The sequence below is a fragment of the Novosphingobium sp. SG919 genome (assembly GCF_012932495.1).
Classification (GTDB): Bacteria; Pseudomonadota; Alphaproteobacteria; order Sphingomonadales; family Sphingomonadaceae; genus Novosphingobium; species Novosphingobium rhizosphaerae.
Map to the genome: position 1 here is coordinate 367,801 of NZ_JABCNG010000005.1, position 16,866 is coordinate 384,666.

At 61.9% G+C, this 16,866-nt stretch carries 18 protein-coding genes; 13 read left to right on the plus strand and 5 right to left on the minus strand.

Annotated features, from left to right (window positions below):
- Nucleotides 1–88 precede the first annotated feature (88 nt).
- The 4 genes from FHT19_RS19510 to FHT19_RS19525 all read left to right on the plus strand — a co-directional run bounded on the left by FHT19_RS19510 (nucleotide 89) and on the right by FHT19_RS19525 (nucleotide 5,278).
- Nucleotides 89–1,324 carry a dsDNA nuclease domain-containing protein gene (locus FHT19_RS19510; protein WP_169476430.1) on the plus strand — a complete coding sequence of 412 codons (1,236 nt, stop codon included), beginning with the start codon at nucleotides 89–91 and terminating at the stop codon, nucleotides 1,322–1,324.
- Complete coding sequence (locus tag FHT19_RS19515) at nucleotides 1,321–1,872, plus strand: hypothetical protein (RefSeq protein ID WP_169476431.1); 552 nt, start codon at nucleotides 1,321–1,323, stop codon at nucleotides 1,870–1,872. Before FHT19_RS19510 ends, FHT19_RS19515 begins: the two co-directional genes overlap by 4 nt.
- Nucleotides 1,869–3,809: a hypothetical protein gene (locus tag FHT19_RS19520; RefSeq protein ID WP_169476432.1), complete on the plus strand. Its 1,941-nt coding sequence runs from the start codon at nucleotides 1,869–1,871 to the stop codon at nucleotides 3,807–3,809. The genes FHT19_RS19515 and FHT19_RS19520 overlap by 4 nt, the downstream gene beginning before the upstream one ends.
- Nucleotides 3,810–4,027: 218 nt before the next feature.
- Nucleotides 4,028–5,278: a metallo-hydrolase/oxidoreductase gene (locus tag FHT19_RS19525; protein ID WP_169476433.1), complete on the plus strand. Its 1,251-nt coding sequence runs from the start codon at nucleotides 4,028–4,030 to the stop codon at nucleotides 5,276–5,278.
- 60 nt (nucleotides 5,279–5,338) lie between these two features.
- On the opposite strand, the gene FHT19_RS19530 is transcribed toward FHT19_RS19525, so the two are convergent.
- The gene (locus tag FHT19_RS19530) at nucleotides 5,339–6,244 is read right to left on the minus strand and encodes a DUF4238 domain-containing protein (protein ID WP_169476434.1); all 906 of its coding nucleotides are present in this window, start codon (nucleotides 6,242–6,244) and stop codon (nucleotides 5,339–5,341) included.
- Entirely contained in the window at nucleotides 6,241–6,780 is a 540-nt protein-coding gene (locus FHT19_RS19535; protein ID WP_248290564.1) for a hypothetical protein, read from the minus strand. The genes FHT19_RS19530 and FHT19_RS19535 overlap by 4 nt, the downstream gene beginning before the upstream one ends.
- 138 nt (nucleotides 6,781–6,918) lie before the next feature.
- Here FHT19_RS19535 and FHT19_RS19540 point away from each other — a divergent pair, with 138 nt between their 5' ends.
- From FHT19_RS19540 to FHT19_RS19580, 9 genes are all read left to right on the plus strand, one after another.
- Nucleotides 6,919–7,554, plus strand: coding sequence for a hypothetical protein (locus FHT19_RS19540; RefSeq protein WP_169476435.1), 636 nt, complete (start codon nucleotides 6,919–6,921; stop codon nucleotides 7,552–7,554).
- Nucleotides 7,541–8,338, plus strand: coding sequence for a hypothetical protein (locus FHT19_RS19545; protein WP_248290565.1), 798 nt, complete (start codon nucleotides 7,541–7,543; stop codon nucleotides 8,336–8,338). Before FHT19_RS19540 ends, FHT19_RS19545 begins: the two co-directional genes overlap by 14 nt.
- Nucleotides 8,335–9,405 carry a hypothetical protein gene (locus FHT19_RS19550; protein ID WP_169476436.1) on the plus strand — a complete coding sequence of 357 codons (1,071 nt, stop codon included), beginning with the start codon at nucleotides 8,335–8,337 and terminating at the stop codon, nucleotides 9,403–9,405. The genes FHT19_RS19545 and FHT19_RS19550 overlap by 4 nt, the downstream gene beginning before the upstream one ends.
- 325 nt (nucleotides 9,406–9,730) lie before the next feature.
- On the plus strand, nucleotides 9,731–10,006 hold the full coding sequence (locus tag FHT19_RS19555) for an HU family DNA-binding protein (RefSeq protein WP_169476437.1): 276 nt from the start codon (nucleotides 9,731–9,733) through the stop codon (nucleotides 10,004–10,006).
- Between the two features lie 250 nt (nucleotides 10,007–10,256).
- The gene (locus FHT19_RS19560) at nucleotides 10,257–10,925 is read left to right on the plus strand and encodes a hypothetical protein (protein ID WP_169476438.1); all 669 of its coding nucleotides are present in this window, start codon (nucleotides 10,257–10,259) and stop codon (nucleotides 10,923–10,925) included.
- Between the two features lie 117 nt (nucleotides 10,926–11,042).
- A complete protein-coding gene (locus tag FHT19_RS19565) occupies nucleotides 11,043–11,438 on the plus strand; it encodes a hypothetical protein (RefSeq protein ID WP_169476439.1) in 396 nt (131 codons plus the stop codon).
- Between the two features lie 816 nt (nucleotides 11,439–12,254).
- Nucleotides 12,255–12,521, plus strand: coding sequence for a DksA/TraR family C4-type zinc finger protein (locus tag FHT19_RS19570; protein WP_169476440.1), 267 nt, complete (start codon nucleotides 12,255–12,257; stop codon nucleotides 12,519–12,521).
- A 29-nt stretch (nucleotides 12,522–12,550) separates the two neighbouring features.
- A complete protein-coding gene (locus FHT19_RS19575) occupies nucleotides 12,551–13,111 on the plus strand; it encodes a transcriptional regulator (protein ID WP_169476441.1) in 561 nt (186 codons plus the stop codon).
- Nucleotides 13,112–13,139: 28 nt separating this feature from the next.
- Nucleotides 13,140–13,466, plus strand: coding sequence for a hypothetical protein (locus tag FHT19_RS19580; RefSeq protein WP_248290566.1), 327 nt, complete (start codon nucleotides 13,140–13,142; stop codon nucleotides 13,464–13,466).
- A 67-nt stretch (nucleotides 13,467–13,533) separates the two neighbouring features.
- On the opposite strand, the gene FHT19_RS19585 is transcribed toward FHT19_RS19580, so the two are convergent.
- Genes FHT19_RS19585 through ligD form a run of 3 tightly spaced genes read right to left on the minus strand, consistent with a single transcriptional unit; the run spans nucleotide 13,534 to nucleotide 16,716 of the window.
- A complete protein-coding gene (locus FHT19_RS19585; RefSeq protein WP_169476442.1) occupies nucleotides 13,534–14,025 on the minus strand; it encodes a cupin domain-containing protein in 492 nt (163 codons plus the stop codon).
- A complete protein-coding gene (xth, locus tag FHT19_RS19590; protein WP_169476443.1) occupies nucleotides 14,025–14,834 on the minus strand; it encodes an exodeoxyribonuclease III in 810 nt (269 codons plus the stop codon). Before xth ends, FHT19_RS19585 begins: the two co-directional genes overlap by 1 nt.
- 10 nt (nucleotides 14,835–14,844) lie before the next feature.
- Complete coding sequence (ligD, locus tag FHT19_RS19595) at nucleotides 14,845–16,716, minus strand: DNA ligase D (RefSeq protein WP_169476444.1); 1,872 nt, start codon at nucleotides 16,714–16,716, stop codon at nucleotides 14,845–14,847.
- Nucleotides 16,717–16,866: the final 150 nt, after the last annotated feature.

Sequence of the window (16,866 nt, forward strand, 5' to 3'; positions counted from 1 at the left end):
CCGAGATGCAAAGGTGATACCCATAGCGGAGAGCGACAAGGGAAGAGACCAGGGCGGCGTCTTCCAAGTAGGGAGGGCGAGAAGTAAAATGAGTGACCTGCCCCGCGATCCGGGAGATGAAGTTCAGCGACGCTTCCGCTATCAGATCAACTACGCAGCGCTAAAGGCGCTTCAGATGCTCCTACCCGGCTCTGCGGTCCGTAGTGTCTATTGCGAGCATCTGGAGGATGTTCTTGTCGAGGGCGCTAATGGGCGTTTCACTGGCATTCAGGTCAAGACACGCGAGCTAGATCAGCCGCAATTTCGTCTTTCTGACAAATCCGTATCCGGGGCCTTGAAACGCTTTTGCGTCCGCGACGCGCGCTACCCAGGGCAGTTCGAACGGTTTGTCCTCGCCACCAACTTCGTGTTTCACGACAGTGACGGCGGGGATGATGTCGGGACGGTTCTGAATTGCTGCCGCGAGAACCCTAGTCTCGACGGGCTTAGCGCGCGTCACAAGGTGCGCAAGTGCCTTGCCGAGTTCGCCGAGAGCACCGCGATTGCGCAGGAGCATGTCATCGCTGCCCTTGCGAAGGTACGCCTCGAGCAGCGCAAGACCGGTATCGATCAGCCAGAGCAGGACCTCGTGCGGGCGCTTGGCGAAATCGAGACGCTGGGAAATCAGTCAGTGTTTGAGCTCTATCGCATGGCCGACGGTATCCGAGCGCACATCTGGAACGTCAGCTCGCTTGCGCTGGATGGCTATGTCCTCGAATCGCACGCGGTCGTCGAAGATTTTGCGGAGCATGTGGAAGCGCTCCGTACGAAGAAGAAGCGCCTGGACCGAGAGTTGATGGCGAAGCTCACGACGCCAGCGGCGGCAGATGATCGCGAATTGCTCAGCATCCGGGAGTTTATCGCGCGCGAAAGCATCCCGCCCGGTCTCGGCCGAATGGAATTGAAAATGGCGGCTGGTGGCATCGGCTATGCCGATGTGGAGCAGATGAAAGACGATGTCGCTTCCCTCGAGCGGACGTTCCTGGGGTGGAAGGAGAAGTTTGGATTGGCCGAAGCCAACCGGCGGCTCGCCCATTTCGAGTATTTCGCTATCCGGGCTGCGCGTGAGGCTGAGGCCGAGACATCGACCGGGGTGAGCGCCTATGGCAAAGCGATGCTTGCCGACCTGCGAGGCCGAACTCGTGAGACGGCCATAGGCGAGCGCGAGAGCCTGTTTGGGTGCCGTTCGGAGCATCTTGTCGGCACCGCCGGTTTACTTTCCGAGGAGTGCAAGGTCTGGTGGAGCGCTGATCGCGACCTGTCTCCAGCGGCACCAGACGCATGAGCACGCTCCCCGAAATCGTCAATCACCTCGAGGGCGATGACTCCCTTCATCTGGGCCGCCTGCTAGTCCTCATCGACGCTTTTGCGGGTAAGGCAGGGGATCAGAAGGTCGAGGGGCTGACCAAACTGGCCAAGCTCGATTTCCTGCTGCGCTACCCTGCTTTTCTGGAACGGGCGATTCGCGTGCGCGGCAGTGACGCATCGCAGGTGAAGGTCGAGGATTTCGAACGCAACTCGATCGAGGCCCGAATGGTGCGCTTCAAATATGGTCCTTGGGATCACCGCTACAGGCGTTTCCTCAATATATTGGCAGGCCGGGGCCTGATCCATGTTCACACCGCGGGGCGCACGGTCATTATCGGCCAAACGGAGCGTGGCCGCTCCGCCGCCGAAGCTCTGAAAGACGAGCCGGAATATGCCGGAATCCGCCAGCGCGCCGTACTACTCAAGCGGCACCTGAACCTGACCGCCACATCGCTGATGGACTTCATCTACGCGAATTTCCCGGAAGTGGCATCCCTACGCATGGGCGAGACGATCGACCAATGAAAATCCGTCTTCAAACGCTGAAGCTGTTGTGCCGCCAGAGCGAGGAGGTGTTGACCTTCTCGCGGAATATCACCTTCATTCATGGCACCCTCAGCCTTGGAAAATCCACGGTCGTTCGACTGATCGATTTTTGCCTTGGCGGGAACCTCGAGATGACGACCGCTATCCAACGGGAGTTCCTGGCGGCCGCGTTGACACTGCAAGTGCGCGACCTCGAGGTGTTGATCGAGCGGAGTCGGGGAGAAGGATTCGTCAGGGTCTCTTGGATGGACCCGGAGGAAGGTCCTGTCAGCTTGCAGGTCCGCGCGAAGGGTGACGGTCCGGTCGTCTTCGGGACCGATGTGGTCAACTTGAGCGACCTGCTCTTCCGACTTCTCGGGTATCCGATCATCCGGGTGCGCAAGCGCACCGGGGATGAGGACTCGCCCATGGTGCGGCTGAGCTTCCGCGATCTCTTCAAATTCTGCTACCTTGAGCAGGAAGAATTAGATTCCTCCTTCTTCCGGCTGAACACACCCGTGCTGGCGGAGAAGAGCAAAGACAGCCTGAACTTCTTCACCGGCTATTACAGCGAAGTGCTGAGCACGTTGCAAATCCAGTATGACCAAACGCGAACCGAACAGCGCGCGAAGCGGGATGCAGCTGAGCGGATCCGGGAGTTTCTACGCGAGTTTGATTTTGCATCGGTGGGACAAATCGCGACCGAGCTCCAGAAGGTGCGCGGGCGCGCTGACGAACTGCGGCGCCTCTTGAGCGACGACAATGCGGCCTATTTAAGCGACACGCATTTCGTCGACGATCAGCGCGTGGAACTCCGGCACTTGTCCGATCTGTTGGAGCGTGAGCGAGAGACGCTGGAAGATCTCAATTTCCGCCTCAACGAGCAGCGCGAGCTACGCTCGGAATTGCTGTCGATGAAGTTCAAGGTGGCCAGAGCCGACCGTGCCCGCGCGGTACTGGCAGGGAGCGCCTTCGAGAATTGTCCGCAATGCGGCCAGCCGATCAGCACGCACCGATCGCACGGCGACGACTGCTATTTGTGCCTGCAACCGCTTCTGCCCGATGAGAGCGCGATTACGCCCGCAACGATCAACAGCGATCTCGATGCGCGGCTGGCGGATATCGAGGCGTCGCTTCGGCGGCACGGGATCGCGAAGAAACGGCAGGAAGTGCGCATTGCGGCGGTGCTCGCGGACAAGAACCTGCTCGACCGGCGGGTGGCCGATCTGCTTGCAACATATGAATCGGATCGCCTGGCACGGACCCGTGACGCACAGCGCGAGCTGGCGGAGCTCGACGAGCGCGCACGCTTTCTGGATCGCGTAAGCGCCATGCCGGACGCTGTGACGAAGATGGTCGAGGATGCCGACGCACTGTCCGCGGATCTGGAGCGCCTTGAGCGGGAGATCATCGCGGAGCAGCGGCGGTTGAGCAAGGCAGACGCAAATTTCGCGGCGCTCGAAGAAAATTTCCTCGAGGCATTGGTTGCAACGCACGTTCCAGGTGTGAGCAGCACGGATGAGGTCCACATCAATCGGCGCACGATGATCCCGGAAATATGGCCCGGTGGAGACGAAGCGGCGGCCTACAGCTTCTATACTGCTGGAAGTGGCGGCAAGAAGACGCTGCTAACGATATGTTTCGCGCTGGCTCTTCACCGCACGGCGGCCGAGCATGATCTGCCCGTACCGACGCTGCTCATGATCGACACGCCCCTCAAGAACATCACGCCCGACATCAACCCCGAGCTCGTTCAGGCGTTCTACCGCTACCTCTATGAGGTCGCCGAGAGCGATCTCTCCGACCATCAGGTAATCATCGTCGATCAGCTTCTGGTTGAGCCGCCGGAGGATAGCGCGCTCGAGTTCACCGACCGTTTGATGACCGAGGACGATCCCGAAAACCCGCCGCTGATCTCTTATTATCACGGTCCGTAAGCTGGAGCCTTGCGTAGCCTTGCCTTCACAGAGCTGAGTGCTTCCGAGCGAGTCTCAGTAACGCGAAGATTCTGCGAGGGCGGCGCCGGCGCGAGGGCGGGTCTACCGGCTCCACGACCTACATCGCACGTTAGCGCGATTCCTTTCGCGAGGCCTGAATTGCGATGGTCGGGCAGTATGGGCTTCGGTCCAAACAGAACGTAAGGTGATCTGCTCCCATGATGAAAGATGTGACCGCAAAGCCCGAGTTCCCAAGACGTGCTTTGATCGCCTTTGTCACCCGCGCGGAAAGGGTCGGCCCCCGCCCCTATGGCCGAACGTCTTTCGAGTTCGATGGCATCGATGTGGAGGTGTCCGACGACGATCTGGAGCGCTCGATTGCGTCACCGGACGTAGTGGAGCCCTTTGCATCGGTGCGCGCGGTCACGACGGAACGGCGCTTTAAGAAGAAGTTCGGCTTCGTACCCCAGGAGGGCGACTGGGTGGAACTAAAGATCAGGCCGCGCTTCTGGGACGGTGAGACGATCGCCTTCCATGCCCAACTCACGCCCGATGGCTATGTTCAACATAGCCGCGGCGTGCTGGAAGATGCGCGTCTGCTATTCGGCCGCGATGAGGAACCAAAAGCGCCGCAGCCTGTCGGCGCATCGGTTGCCCCTCTGTTGCAGAAGGCAACGAAGGTCGCGCAACTCTGTCAGTTCCCGAGCGGTGCGGCCGGTCAGCTCGCGAAAGCGCGGAATATTTTGCAGGCCCTGGCCGCCGTCAAGGATGTGCAGGTCCGCGACGTCGGCCAGGCCAGCTTCATCAGTTTTCTTGATGCGAAGGGCAAGGTTCTGGGACATTTCGACGCCGGCTGGCCTATCTCCTACAACGCACACACGGCGCCCGCGAGAGCCCCTGCGATTACCGGCACGGCGCCCGTGATCCTGTCCCATTGGGACTGGGATCATCTGCACGGCTATTACCGGTGCAAGGCACTGCAATCGGTCCAATGGCTCACACCGGTGCAGGTGATGGGACCAGGCGCGAGCAAGATCGCCACTCAGCTTCACGCGAAGAGCCTTCTCATTGGCTATAGCGGTGCTGCGGTTCTAACGGTCGGCGGCGCGACGCTTCTACAATGCACCGGCCCGGCGCGCTTGAACGACAATGGCCTGTCGTTGGCTCTGACGCTCGCCTCCCAGCTGACCGCGCTGCTTGTCGGGGATGCCGGGTACGACGCGCTCGGCAGCTGGCCCATGGGCAAGACGTTCGACTATCTGGTTGTGACCCATCACGGCGCCGACTTCACCGGCACGGTGCCGACCGCCACGCTGGCGGCGAACCGTGGGATTATCTCGGTCGGTTACAAGAATATCTACAAACACCCGCGCACCAGCGCGACCAAACAGCACAGGACGGCCGGCTGGAACCTGGAGCGGACCAGCAGGATCGGCACCATTCCACGTGGCGACAAAGTCCTGAGCTGACGATGGCGGGAATGGCATTGGGGGAGATCATGGTGCTGCAGCGTTCCCGTTGCGGTGAGGCTACTCGCCACCACCGCGCTTCTGCCAGCGGGCGCCATGAGTTGTAGTCCGATCGAAACCATAACCCGCCCAGCGAAGGTCATCGTCCAGATAGGGATCGTCAGCGAGGAGGTAGCGGACGGTCATGCTGTTGGCGTGCTGAACCAGATATTGCCGATTGATCATACGCGCTGCATCTGGGGGCATGGTGGAGTGGCTAAGGCCGGGCGGTCCGCCCGCGATAATGAAGGCTCCGCAGGTCCGGTCGAGCGTAAGCCACCAGGTTCGCAGGTCATTGAACACGGCGCCGAAGACAGATTGCCGACCAGGGGCAGAGATCATCAGCGTCGGGTTCGTCGAGGTTCGGAACGGAACCGGAGAGTGGCAGACCATCACCTTGATGGTGTCAGCATCGGCAGGGATCGTCGTGTCCATTGCTCCTTCGCGGAAAAGGGCGTGCGCGTGATCAGCCGATGCGGCGATCCATGCGTGCATCTCCCGCTCGTCCTCGTCGAGATCAGCGTCGAGATGACCGCCTGTGAACCGGGTGGATTCAGCCTCGATGAAGCGCAGCGTTTCGAGGTTCCGGCGCTGGAGGTGGCGGGCGAACCCATAGATCGGAACCTTGTCTGCGTCGGAGAGGGCGGCGGATTGACCTTCAACGATCTTTTTCCATGTCGGTCCTTTGGAGAATGGGGTCTCGATCACGTGGTTGATCGGGCCTTCGATCGAACCGGCGACGCCGTTCTCGACATAGTCATGCAGGGCGTCCTCATAGCCGATGCGGTCTATGGATTTGCGGTCGATGGCTAGGACGTCACCATGCCGTTCGACGACGCGAACTTTGTTCGCATCGTCCGCGCACGCGAAGCGCCGAAGATAGAATTGCGGCACATAATGGTGGCGCTTGGGGCGTCCGGCGGTCATTGGGATGCTGCCTTGGCAGGGTCCCCATCCGAGGCGGGCGAAGCCCTTGTCTCGATATCGAAGCCGTCGATCGACAAACCGACGATCATATTGATGAACATCTTTGCCTCAGCGATGATCGCCTCGGCCTCGTCCCTGTTGCTGAATGACCCTTGGTGGACGACGGCGTTGCGCACCTTGTTGATCTTGGTCGCCGAGCTGATGAGAGCTTTTGCCGTCGGGCTTGTCGTCGGTGTTGCGAAGAAGACGGGCACGAAGAGGCGTTCGACCTTCAGCGGCAGACCATTGGCCCAGCGCAGGAACTGGTCGATGATGGCTGCATCGAACTGGGTCTTCTTGCTCCATTCGGTACGAACCGCATAGTTGGCAGCGATCTCGGCGGCAGTGGCGCAGCGAACGATTGCAGCAGAGGGTTCGTCGCGTCCATGCAGACCCGACAGCTTAGTCCATTGCGACTGTAGCTTCTCGAGATCGCTTCTCTCGTTATAGGCCTTCCTCGCAGATTTTCGGTGAGCATCGGCTTTTGTTTGTGCCACGCGTACCCCCCCCTGTTGGACTGGCGGCGCTCGACAATATCGTATGACTGGTGCCTCGGCGAGGAATTGTTGACTTGCAACCGCGTGAGATTCCTTCACCTTCCGCAAAGCGCGCCGAGAGTTGCGCCGGGGGTTTTGATGACGTCGACCGTAGACCAGTTACCGAGGGTCTTTCGGGCCAATCTTGGGCGCTTCTTCGAGCGTGTAATCGAGCCGGCCATGGAGAACCTGCGAACCCATCCGGTGCTGGAGATCGGCGAGACAAGCAGCCTCGACCTGTTCCTCGATCGGGCCGCAGCCCAAGTGGACAATTACACCGCCAATGAGGCGGCGAAGGCGTTCACCCTGACCCTCGCGGGTCTGTTCGAGCGTCAGCTGAGCCGCTGGGCCCGGGCGATACAGGATGCAGGGCTTGCCGACATGAGCGGGTTCAGCGGGTTCGAAGCGTTGCTTCGCGGTTGCGCCGAAGAGACCGGGATTGATCTGGCGTTGGGTGGCCTGCGCGAGGACCTGACGGAGATGTTCGTCGCTGCCAACGTCGTGCGGCATGGTGAGGGTAGGTCCTGCGAGCGGCTGCGCGAACTGGCGCCCGACCTCTGGGACGAGGACGCCGGTGACTATCACGATCTCCTTCCCGGGACGGCGATTGCGAGCGAGCATGTCCGCATCAGGCAAGGCGACTTGGCGCGCTACATCCGTGCGACGACGCGCTTCTGGGGCCTTGTCGATCCACTTCCGCTCGCGGTGATCCAACCGCCCTATGGACAGGCGTGACCCCGTGCCGGAGATGTGCGAGCCCGATGACGAAAAGCCGCGCTATCGCAGCATCTCCGAGATTGGCCGGAGCGATCTCTTCGAGGCGCTGAAGTCGCTGGCCGGATTTGCGGACAATCCGTTTTTGGTCATGCAGGCGAGCCAGCTTTGCCATGTCGACAATCTGCTCAACGGTCTTGAGCAGAAGGTGCTCGAGGACATGGCCGCGGAGGGTCAGCCCCGCTCGAACCTCGCCATGGTGCAGGCACTTTCGCCGATGTGGATTTTCGCCGCCTATGAGCTGTTGCGGACCTGGCGGCAGCGTTGCGAAGAGGTCCTGAAGCTGGCCGACAATGGCGGCTTCGATCAAAAGGCGACGCACCTCGAGCGGGAACTGGGTTATCGCCACTATGATCGGGAGCTTCGTGCCCAGCAGCTGCGTGACGCCGAGGAGCGACCCGAACTTGTGGAACAGATGCGCATCGATCTGCGACGCACCGAAATGGGCTTTACCACGCTGGAATTCATCAGGGTGGCTCTGGCGAAGCATGAGGTCAGCAAGAAAGGGAACAAGAAGCCCATCGCATTCGCGCCGGGCCTTGCCCTACCCAATCGCTACACCGGCTCGATGGACTATGAAATGAGCAACGGCGGCGCGATCATCAGCTATGTCTCCCGCCGTGATATTGCGGAGACGATCCGGCATTTCCCAGAGGCGGAAAACCCCAGCGACGAGGACCTGACTGGTTTTCGGCAGTATATGAACCCACCCGATGTTGAGCCGCCGGGCGGGAACGCGCCATGAGCGAGGAGACCGCGGCGCCCCGCCAACCAAAGCCGTTCGACCTGTTTGCGTCTCTTGCCGCTTTCGCGCAGCAACATCGGATCGCTCTCAACGATCCGACGCTGATTGACCGCTTCATGGCGGACGCAAGACCGAGGCTCGAGACGGCTTTGACCGACGCGCCTCTGGTGCATGGCTCGCGCACCGAGCGGCTTTTTGAAGCCACGGTGCTGACACTCGGGCGCTATCGGATGTTCAAGTGCGAGGATATCGGGCGTGTGCATAGTGCCACCAAAGCGCGGGCGCCGGACTTTCGCGTGGTGCTCGGAGATGGCGAGCAATGGCTGATCGAGGTCAAGAATATGCGAGGCGAGGAGCCGCTTGAGCAGAACTTCACGATGTCGGCGGCCTATCTCGGATCGCTCCAGTCCTACGCCGACATGGTGGGCACGCCGCTGAAGCTCGCGATCTTCTGGTCGCTCTGGAATATCTGGACGATTGTGTCGCCCGGGCGCTTCCGGCGCGAAGATGGCGGGCTGCGCATCGACATGCAGGAGGCCGTAAAGGCCAATGAGTTCGGGAAGCTCGGCGAGACCCTGATCATGACAAAGCCACCTTTGAAGCTGGTGCTCGACGCGGACCGGACGAAGCCGCGAACTCTGAACCCGGAGGGGATGGCGGAGTTCATCATCGTCGGTGCGCGCCTCTATAGTGGTGATACGGAGCTGATTGATCCGAGGGATCGCCGGCTGGCCCAAATCCTGATGCTGTTTGGGGATTGGCCTGTTGGCGCTCCTGTTGCGCTGATGGACGGGGATGCCATTGGAGGCGTAGAGTATGTTTCGCGTCCTGAGGAGGAATCCGATCAGGGCTTTGATGGGATCGGCTGGGCGAGCCGGATCTTCAGCCGCTATTATGCGACGCAGACTTTGGACGGCGACCAGGTGATCCAGCTCAATGGCGAGGCTGTGCCCGACTGGTTCGCGCCGCTCGGCGATTGGGACTTCAGGAACAGCAAGCTTCCGTTATGGCTCGGCCACGTCCAGCCCAATAGCGACCGCAACGGCACTGAGGCTGATGTTCACTGATCGACTGATCGGGCATTTCGCCGCTTGAGCGTCCTTCATGTCGCCTGTTCGAAAGGTTGAACCACGGAAGTTAACTAGGACCGGAGCTTTTGAGAAACTGCCTTCCGCCGAGCTTCCATCCGGTCTGCCGACAAAAGGCTGGGCCTCGCTATGGCGCTCGCGCTCGGTCTTCACGAGCTGGCGCCGATTGCTATGAAATACGCCGCCATCGGCCGTTTCGCCTTCGGTCCGACACGGTTAGAGTGGACAAGCGCGAGCAGGGTCGCAGCTCTGTTGGAGCGCTTCCGCTCACACGCGCTCAATAGATGATAAGAGAGTTTGATCGATGAATAACAGTGACATCGCCGACGCCATTGCAGCGAACCACGGGATCGCGAAGGCCGAGGCCAAGAAGCTTGTCGACGCCGTCTTCGCCGTGATCGCGGATAGCGCGGCGAAAGGCGAAGAGGTTTCCTTGGCTGGGTTCGGCAAGTTCAAGGTGAAGGACCAGCCTGAGCGCCAAGGTCGTAATCCTGCAACGGGCGACGCGATCACGATCGCGGCGTCGAAGAAGCTCGGTTTCACAGCTGCCAAGGCGGTAAAGGATCGTCTGAACGGCTGATCCGAATCACGAGGCGCCGCCAGTCTGCTACAGCCGCTGTCGGCGCCTTTCCGAGAATGCGTTGCCCCTCCACATGCGGACAAGTGAAAGCGAGGACGCCGGGGAAGAAAGGATCCTTTAGACCCGCTGAAATTGCACCTTATATTGCCTGGATCGTCTCCGGCAATCGGCGCCGGAAGAAGATATCTCCTATCGCGATAGAGATACTGGCGTGATATTCTCGACGGACGTTCATCAGCAGGGGGGCGACATGAGAATTTTGCTGTCCGGTCTCGCGTTTCTTGGCGCGTCGTTGCTGACCCAGTCTGCATGGGCTCAGGCCACCACCCGTCCGTGTGGAACCGAGGAAGCGGTTGGCCCGGCCTGTCTGCTGACACGCCAGGCTCTCGCCTCACTGCCGGTGGGCCCGCTCTACTGGCATCTAGATCGTTTCCCGTCGCAGGATGCGGCCGAGCGCGCGGCGACGCCGTCCAGCTCTGTCGTAAAGGCCTTCGGCGAGATTTGGCTCTTCACCATCGAACGCCGGTCATGGCGGGCAAAAGGCGGCGGACACGCATCCACGGTAGGGCCGCTCCCGGTCGAGCCCGCACAGAGCTACGCCGCCGAGTATCTGCGTTCGATCTTCACGCCGGGCATGACAGCCCCGCTTCACGTCCATTCAGGGCCGGAGGCGTTTTACGCGGTCACCGGCGACACCTGTCTCGAGACTCCGGAGGGGGTTCAGCTTGGCCACGGTCCCGGGAACAACCTCGTTATCAGGGGCGGGCCGCCGATGCTGCTGATGGCCACGGGAAAGGAGCCGCGGAAAGGCTTCGCCCTCATCCTGCACGATGCCAGCCAAGCGCCCACGACGTTGATACACGACTGGCATCCACAGGGCTTGTGTGAGCGCCGGGCCGCGCAGGGTCGCTCAAAATAGGAAGCAGCCCCGCGTGAGAAACTGTCGTCAGCACCAAGCCAATCCCGAATGCCACACCGGCGATTTCAGTTGCGCCCTCGTTCTTTCTATGTTCTCCGTCACTGACGGAGGAAAACCATGATCCGAGATTATCTCGCCAGCTACGATTATAACCTTCCCCTCGACGACGCGGCAGCGGATCCCGACCTGCCGCTGGTGCGACGCAGGCTCGCCAGCCTTGCCGCGAGCGAGGGGCTCGATGGCGGCTATTATGAGGCGCAGGAGCTGGCCGAAGCGTTTCTGGATGCTGCGCGTGAGGCCAATGCTGGAATAGAAGAGGATGATAGTCCAGCGCGGGTCCGTCTGCGTGATATCCTCGACCGTGAGCTCGCCTATCAGCGCGAGCTTTTCGACGAGGTTTGTGGGCTCCCGCTGGCGGATGCCGCAGCGCATCTGGTCTGGCTCTCCGATCTGATGAAGAAGCGTGTCGATATGGCTGCGCCGATCACGGCGTTGCTTGGCTATCGGCACTGAGCGGCCGCTGAGCCCGCCGTTTGAGGTCCCACCTTACGAAGCGGCGCCGGTCCGCTTGGCGGCAAAGTCCTAAGGGCGTCTGTTGCTGTCGAAGTCCGGATGGCGAACAGCTGCCGGCTAAGCTCGGCCTAATGCCCAAGGACAGGATTCCACCCGGCGTGATTGGTGGGGGGCGAGCGTTTCCAGCAGAAGACTCTCTGCGGCATCTGCCTCTTCTGAATTGACGAACGCGTCGACGGTGTAGGCCCCGCGCGCAAACTCTTCGCCCGGCGACTGAACATGGCCGTATAGGATGGAGGCCAGCAGCACAGGAGCAGCCAGGGCCAGCCCGGAGCCTGCGGTTCATAACGAGCGAAGACAATTTCGGTCAGATAGAGGGACGATGGGCGGCGATCGAGCAGTGCCGGCGGCGCCAGTTTGGGGCGCTCGGCACAAAGAAACGCCTCAAACTCGACCTGTTCGGCAAGCGTCTCGAGGATCACCGGATAGTATCGGCCAAGTGCGAGGCCCCTGCCGCCGAAGCGTGACGGGATATCAATCAGAAGAATATCGGGTAGTGTCGGCAGCGATCGGCCATAATAGCAGCGCGTGGCGGCAAGCTCGTCGATGATACGTATAGTGCGAAAATTGGGGGCACCGTCTTTCGTTCGTCAAGCAAAGTCGCAGACAGTCTGGCGCGATCGGATCAGCCAACATGTCGAGGTTGGCACGGCGAGGCCTAAGAACATCGGCGCTCCCGCGCGTAGGGGCATGGAATTTTGCCTCCTCAGTTCCCATATTGGGAGTGTAGTTCCGCAGCGACAAAAGAGGCGACGCATGGCCAATGGCTGGGCGCCTGATGGCGCCGTCCAGGAACAGATCGAAGACAGCATCAAGGATGCGCTGGATGCGGCGCGTGCCCGCATGCCGAGCGGCGAGAGCCTCGAAGAATGCGAAGCATGTGGCGACGACATCCCGGAAAGCCGGCGGGCGGCGCTTCCGGGCGTACGAACCTGCGTTAGATGTCAAAGCGAGCGCGATCGTACGCATGTGACCTTCAGCGCGATCAACCGCCGCGGCAGCAAGGACAGCCAGCTGCGGTAATCACCGCCCTTTTCAGCGATTGAGGTGAAATGCTGGTTTTCCTCGACTTCGAAGCCTCTTCGCTCGCCAAACTAAGTTATCCGATCGAGGTTGGCTGGGTCTTCGAGGACGGCGCCAGTGCGCAATATCTGATCCGCCCGGCCCCTGCCTGGACCGACTGGGACGAGCGAGCCGCCACGATCCACGGCATCGCGCGTGACGAACTCGCACAGGGCACACCGCATGCCGAGGTAGCGCGTGTGATGGTCGAGCAGCTTACCGCCCACGATCTCCTCGCCAGCGCCCCGAGCTGGGATGGCAAATGGCTGAGCGCTCTCCTGCGTGCCGCCGGTTATCCGCGCCACACGCTTCGGCTGCGCGACAGCGACGAAGCGCGACGGGAAGTAGTGGAACGCATCCTTGCCCCGAGAACGCCGCCCGAGAAACTGCGCCAAGAAGTCGCCAATCTCGTCGCGCTTGCCGATGTCCGGGCCCCGGATGGGCGACCCGCGCATCGCGCGCTCGCCAACGCCCGGGTCGAACGCGACCGTTGGTGCGCAGTGCGCGACGCTGCGCTCGCTCGCGCGGCCGAGCTTGACCGCGGTGCCTGACGGTCCTCGCAAGCCAGGTGACCATCCGGTGACGCCAGACGGCCGCTATTTCGTCGTGCGTGGGCGCCTCTGGCGGATGTCTGATCCATCACTGCCACCAGAGAAGCGGGCAGAGCTGGTTTCGCAGCTGATGGCCGCGCGCCGCGCAGTCGGAACTGCCAGGCGAAACGAGAACAAAGTCGCGGAGGATGAGGCGCACCAGGCCGTCGACGAGGCGAAGCGGGCGCTCGGCGAGCGTGGGCCGGTCTGGTGGGACGATGGTGCGCCGGATCTCAACCGGCATATGGCGCGCACAACGCCTTACGCGGGATGGTTTGATGGACTCACAAAACAGCGCGCCGCGCCGATAGGTTAGAATATCCCGACTACCGACATCGCTTGGTTGCGAAAGACGGGCGCATGAATCCGCGCAACCAATGAACTCAAGCGCCCGTCCGGATTCCCGTCTCGCCCGTCACCGGGTCGTGCCGTGGATCGGGAAGGGCCGCCATACGTGCTCGTACCGCTTCGTCGGGCGCCTCGCGGCAGATGTCCCAGTGCATCCCCTGCGGATAGGCGCCAACCACCTGGAAGTCGTCGCTCGCCGAGATCCGGCGATGTCCGGTCCCCACCGGGAGCAGCAACGCGTCCCCGGTCGACACCTCGATCCTTCGCCCGTCAGGACCACCGAGCTCCAGCGTCGCCTTTCCCGAAAACACCCCAAGCGCCTCATGGGCCGTCGAGTGATAATGGTGGTAATCAAACACGCCGTCACGCCAGTCAGGCGGCCAGCCGTGATCGGCGAACAGAGCCTCGATTCTCTCCGCCAGATCCCCACCCTCCCCTTTCAGCGCAGCGTGATACACGACGACCGGCAACCGGTCATTGTTGGGTACCCAGCCATTTTCGGCGAGCATGAAGCTCTCAATGTCCATCAGGCGGTGTCCTTCTTCGCTCGTTTCCGCTTCGGCTTGTCTGCCAGCTCGATCCAAACCGGCGCGTGGTCACTGGTCTTGTCCCAGCCGCGCACGTGCGCATCGACCTGGGCGTCGGCGAGCCGGTCGACGAGCGCGGGGCTGAGCAGCAGATGGTCGATCCTTAGGCCCGCGTTGCGGACATAGGCGTTTCGGAAATAGTCCCAGAACGTGTAGATGACCTCGCCGGGATGGCGCGTACGGAGCGCGTCGGTCCAGCCCTGATCGAGCAGCCGGAAATAGGCCGCCTTCACCTCTGGCGCGAACAGCGCGTCATCGAGCCAGCGCTCGGGCTTATAAACGTCGAGATCGGTCGGCATGACATTGAAGTCGCCGGCGAGCATCACGGGCAGCCCAGTTCCGAGCAGCCCCGCCGCATGGTCGATCAGCCTGTCGAACCATCGCAGCTTGTAGTCGAATTTGGGGCCGGGACGCGGATTGCCGTTCGGCAGGTAAAGCCCGCCGATCAGGATGCCGTTGATGGCCGCCTCGATATAGCGGCTCTGAACCGGATCAGGATCGTCTGGCAGTCCGCGTCTCGTCTCATGGATTTCGCCCACCCGACTCAGCATCGCGACACCGTTCCAGGATTTCTGGCCGTGCCAGATGGCGTCGTAGCCAAGTTCGCGAACCGCGCCTTCGGGGAAGCGCTCCTGCGGCGCCTTCAGCTCTTGCAACACGACCACATCAGGCTCGGCTTCCTCAAGCCAGCGCAGCAGCACGGGAAGCCGCCCGTTGACGCCGTTGACGTTGTAGGTCGCGATTTTCACGGGGCCACGCTCACAGGTCGGGCAGCACCTGGTCGGCGCGCCCCCACCCCAGAAGCGCCTTCGAGCCGGCGCGCTTCACAAGTTCGGCGCCGTCGAGGATCGACCAATGCGACGGCTTGTCGATCGTCTCCATCTCCTTCCAGGTGATCGGCACCGCGACCGGCGCGCCTTCGCGGGCGCGCGCGCTGAAGGGCATGACCGCGGTCGCTCCGCGCTGGTTACGCAGATAATCGACGAAGATGCGGCCCTCGCGCTGCGCCTTGGGCAGCGCAGCCGTGAAATGCTCGGGATCACTCTGCGCCACCGCTTGCGCGAGCCGATGCGCGAAATCCTTGACCTCGGGCCATTCCGCATCGGGGACGAGCGGGGCGATGACATGCACGCCCTTCCCGCCGGTCAGCATCGGAAAGGTCTCAAGTCCGATCGATTTCAGGATTTCGCGGAAGTGGAAGGCGGCGGTGCGCACATTCTCGAAATCGAGCCCGACATCGGGATCGAGATCGAACACGAGCCGATCGGCCTTTTCGACATCCTCGATCCGGGATCCCCAACCGTGGAACTCGATCGTGCCCATCTGCACGCAGGTCAGCAGGCCGTCGGCGGTGTCGACGTAGAGATAGGGCTCGTCGTGCCCGTCCTTCTCCCGGATCGCTACATGGTGAACCGCGTCGCCGAAACTCCCCGCGTCATGCTTCTGGAAGAAGCATTTCTTGGCCCGGCCTTGCGGGCAACGCACCAGGCTGATCGGCCGCGATCCCACCCAGGGCAGCATGACTGGCGCGACCTGCGCATAATAGTCCGCGAGCTGCCCCTTGGTGATCTTGCCCTCGGGGAAGATCACCCGGTCCCGATTGGAAATCGCCACCGAAGATGCCGGCGCAGTCACCTGTTCGACCGGCGCCTCGCTCTCGACCACCACCGCCTCCGGCTTCTTGTCTTCACGCAGGCCGAGATAGGAAGGATGTCGCAGCGTCCCCTCGCTGGTCATCTCGGTGTAGGCGATTTCGGCGACGAGCTTGGGGCGGAGCCAGTGGGCCTCACGCACCTCAGCCCGTGGCGCCTTGACGGTGGGTTCCTTCTGTTCAAGCGGCGCCATTACCGCCATCAGGTCGATGATCTCTTGGGTGTCGAACCCGGTACCGACCTTGCCGGCATAGCGCAGAACGCCATCTTCATGGACGCCGAGGATCAGCGAGCGGAACAGGCGTGACTTGTCCGACGGCGTCCAGCCAATCACCACGAATTCCTGGCGCTTGATGCATTTGGTCTTGAGCCACCCGCCCGACCGCGAACCGACATAGCGACCGTCTGCCTTCTTGGAGATCACGCCTTCCAGCCCCGCGGCGCAGAACTGGTTGAGGAGTTTCTCGCCGTTGCCGGCGATATGATCGGAATAACGCAGCCGCGACTTTGCGCCTTTTGGCAGGATTCTCGCAAGCCGCGCCTTGCGCTCGGTGAGCGGTAGCTGGGTCAGGTCCTCGCCATCGAGTTCGAGCAGGTCGAACGCGAAGAAATCGATCGACGCCGGCGCGCCTTTGAGCGCGTTCTGTAGCGCCTGAAAGCTAGACCGGCCGTCACCATCGAGAACCACGGCCTCGCCGTCGATCAGCGCCGAGCTAACCTTGAGCTTCGCGGCGTCGGCGGCGAGCCCGGCGAACTTCTCGGACCAGTCGAGCCCCGAACGCGTATAGGCGACGGCCTCGCCGCCGCCGATTGCAAGCAGCACGCGATAGCCGTCATACTTCATCTCATGGATCCAGCGGTTGCCGGTCGGCACGCTGTCGACCAGCGTCGCGAGCTGCACGGGCTGGAATGGCGGCGGCCCAGCGGTGCGCAATCGCGGCGCAGCACGCGGCTTCCGTGCTGCGCTCACCCGCGCCATGCTGATCGCTCCAAAGCCATGTCGAGGAAATACCCGGCGCAGGGACTCGTTCCGACGCGCGAGCGACTCGATTGGCCGCGTGGAGACGGGTGATAACCAAGCACAGGAAACCCGCTTCCCGGCCTGACGTTATTCGAGCCAGGACAGATA

Bases quoted from the DNA above. Each gene is read 5' to 3' on its own strand.
- FHT19_RS19515 (WP_169476431.1), top strand. From the start codon at position 1,321: ATGAGCACGCTCCCCGAAATCGTCAATCACCTCGAGGGCGATGACTCC.
- FHT19_RS19570 (WP_169476440.1), top strand. From the start codon at position 12,255: ATGGCCAATGGCTGGGCGCCTGATGGCGCCGTCCAGGAACAGATCGAA.
- FHT19_RS19550 (WP_169476436.1), top strand. From the start codon at position 8,335: ATGAGCGAGGAGACCGCGGCGCCCCGCCAACCAAAGCCGTTCGACCTG.
- FHT19_RS19520 (WP_169476432.1), top strand. From the start codon at position 1,869: ATGAAAATCCGTCTTCAAACGCTGAAGCTGTTGTGCCGCCAGAGCGAG.
- FHT19_RS19525 (WP_169476433.1), top strand. From the start codon at position 4,028: ATGATGAAAGATGTGACCGCAAAGCCCGAGTTCCCAAGACGTGCTTTG.
- FHT19_RS19575 (WP_169476441.1), top strand. From the start codon at position 12,551: ATGCTGGTTTTCCTCGACTTCGAAGCCTCTTCGCTCGCCAAACTAAGT.
- FHT19_RS19530 (WP_169476434.1), bottom strand. From the start codon at position 6,244: ATGACCGCCGGACGCCCCAAGCGCCACCATTATGTGCCGCAATTCTAT.
- FHT19_RS19555 (WP_169476437.1), top strand. From the start codon at position 9,731: ATGAATAACAGTGACATCGCCGACGCCATTGCAGCGAACCACGGGATC.
- FHT19_RS19565 (WP_169476439.1), top strand. From the start codon at position 11,043: ATGATCCGAGATTATCTCGCCAGCTACGATTATAACCTTCCCCTCGAC.
- FHT19_RS19510 (WP_169476430.1), top strand. From the start codon at position 89: ATGAGTGACCTGCCCCGCGATCCGGGAGATGAAGTTCAGCGACGCTTC.
- FHT19_RS19545 (WP_248290565.1), top strand. From the start codon at position 7,541: ATGGACAGGCGTGACCCCGTGCCGGAGATGTGCGAGCCCGATGACGAA.
- FHT19_RS19585 (WP_169476442.1), bottom strand. From the start codon at position 14,025: ATGGACATTGAGAGCTTCATGCTCGCCGAAAATGGCTGGGTACCCAAC.
- FHT19_RS19540 (WP_169476435.1), top strand. From the start codon at position 6,919: ATGACGTCGACCGTAGACCAGTTACCGAGGGTCTTTCGGGCCAATCTT.
- ligD (WP_169476444.1), bottom strand. From the start codon at position 16,716: ATGGCGCGGGTGAGCGCAGCACGGAAGCCGCGTGCTGCGCCGCGATTG.
- FHT19_RS19560 (WP_169476438.1), top strand. From the start codon at position 10,257: ATGAGAATTTTGCTGTCCGGTCTCGCGTTTCTTGGCGCGTCGTTGCTG.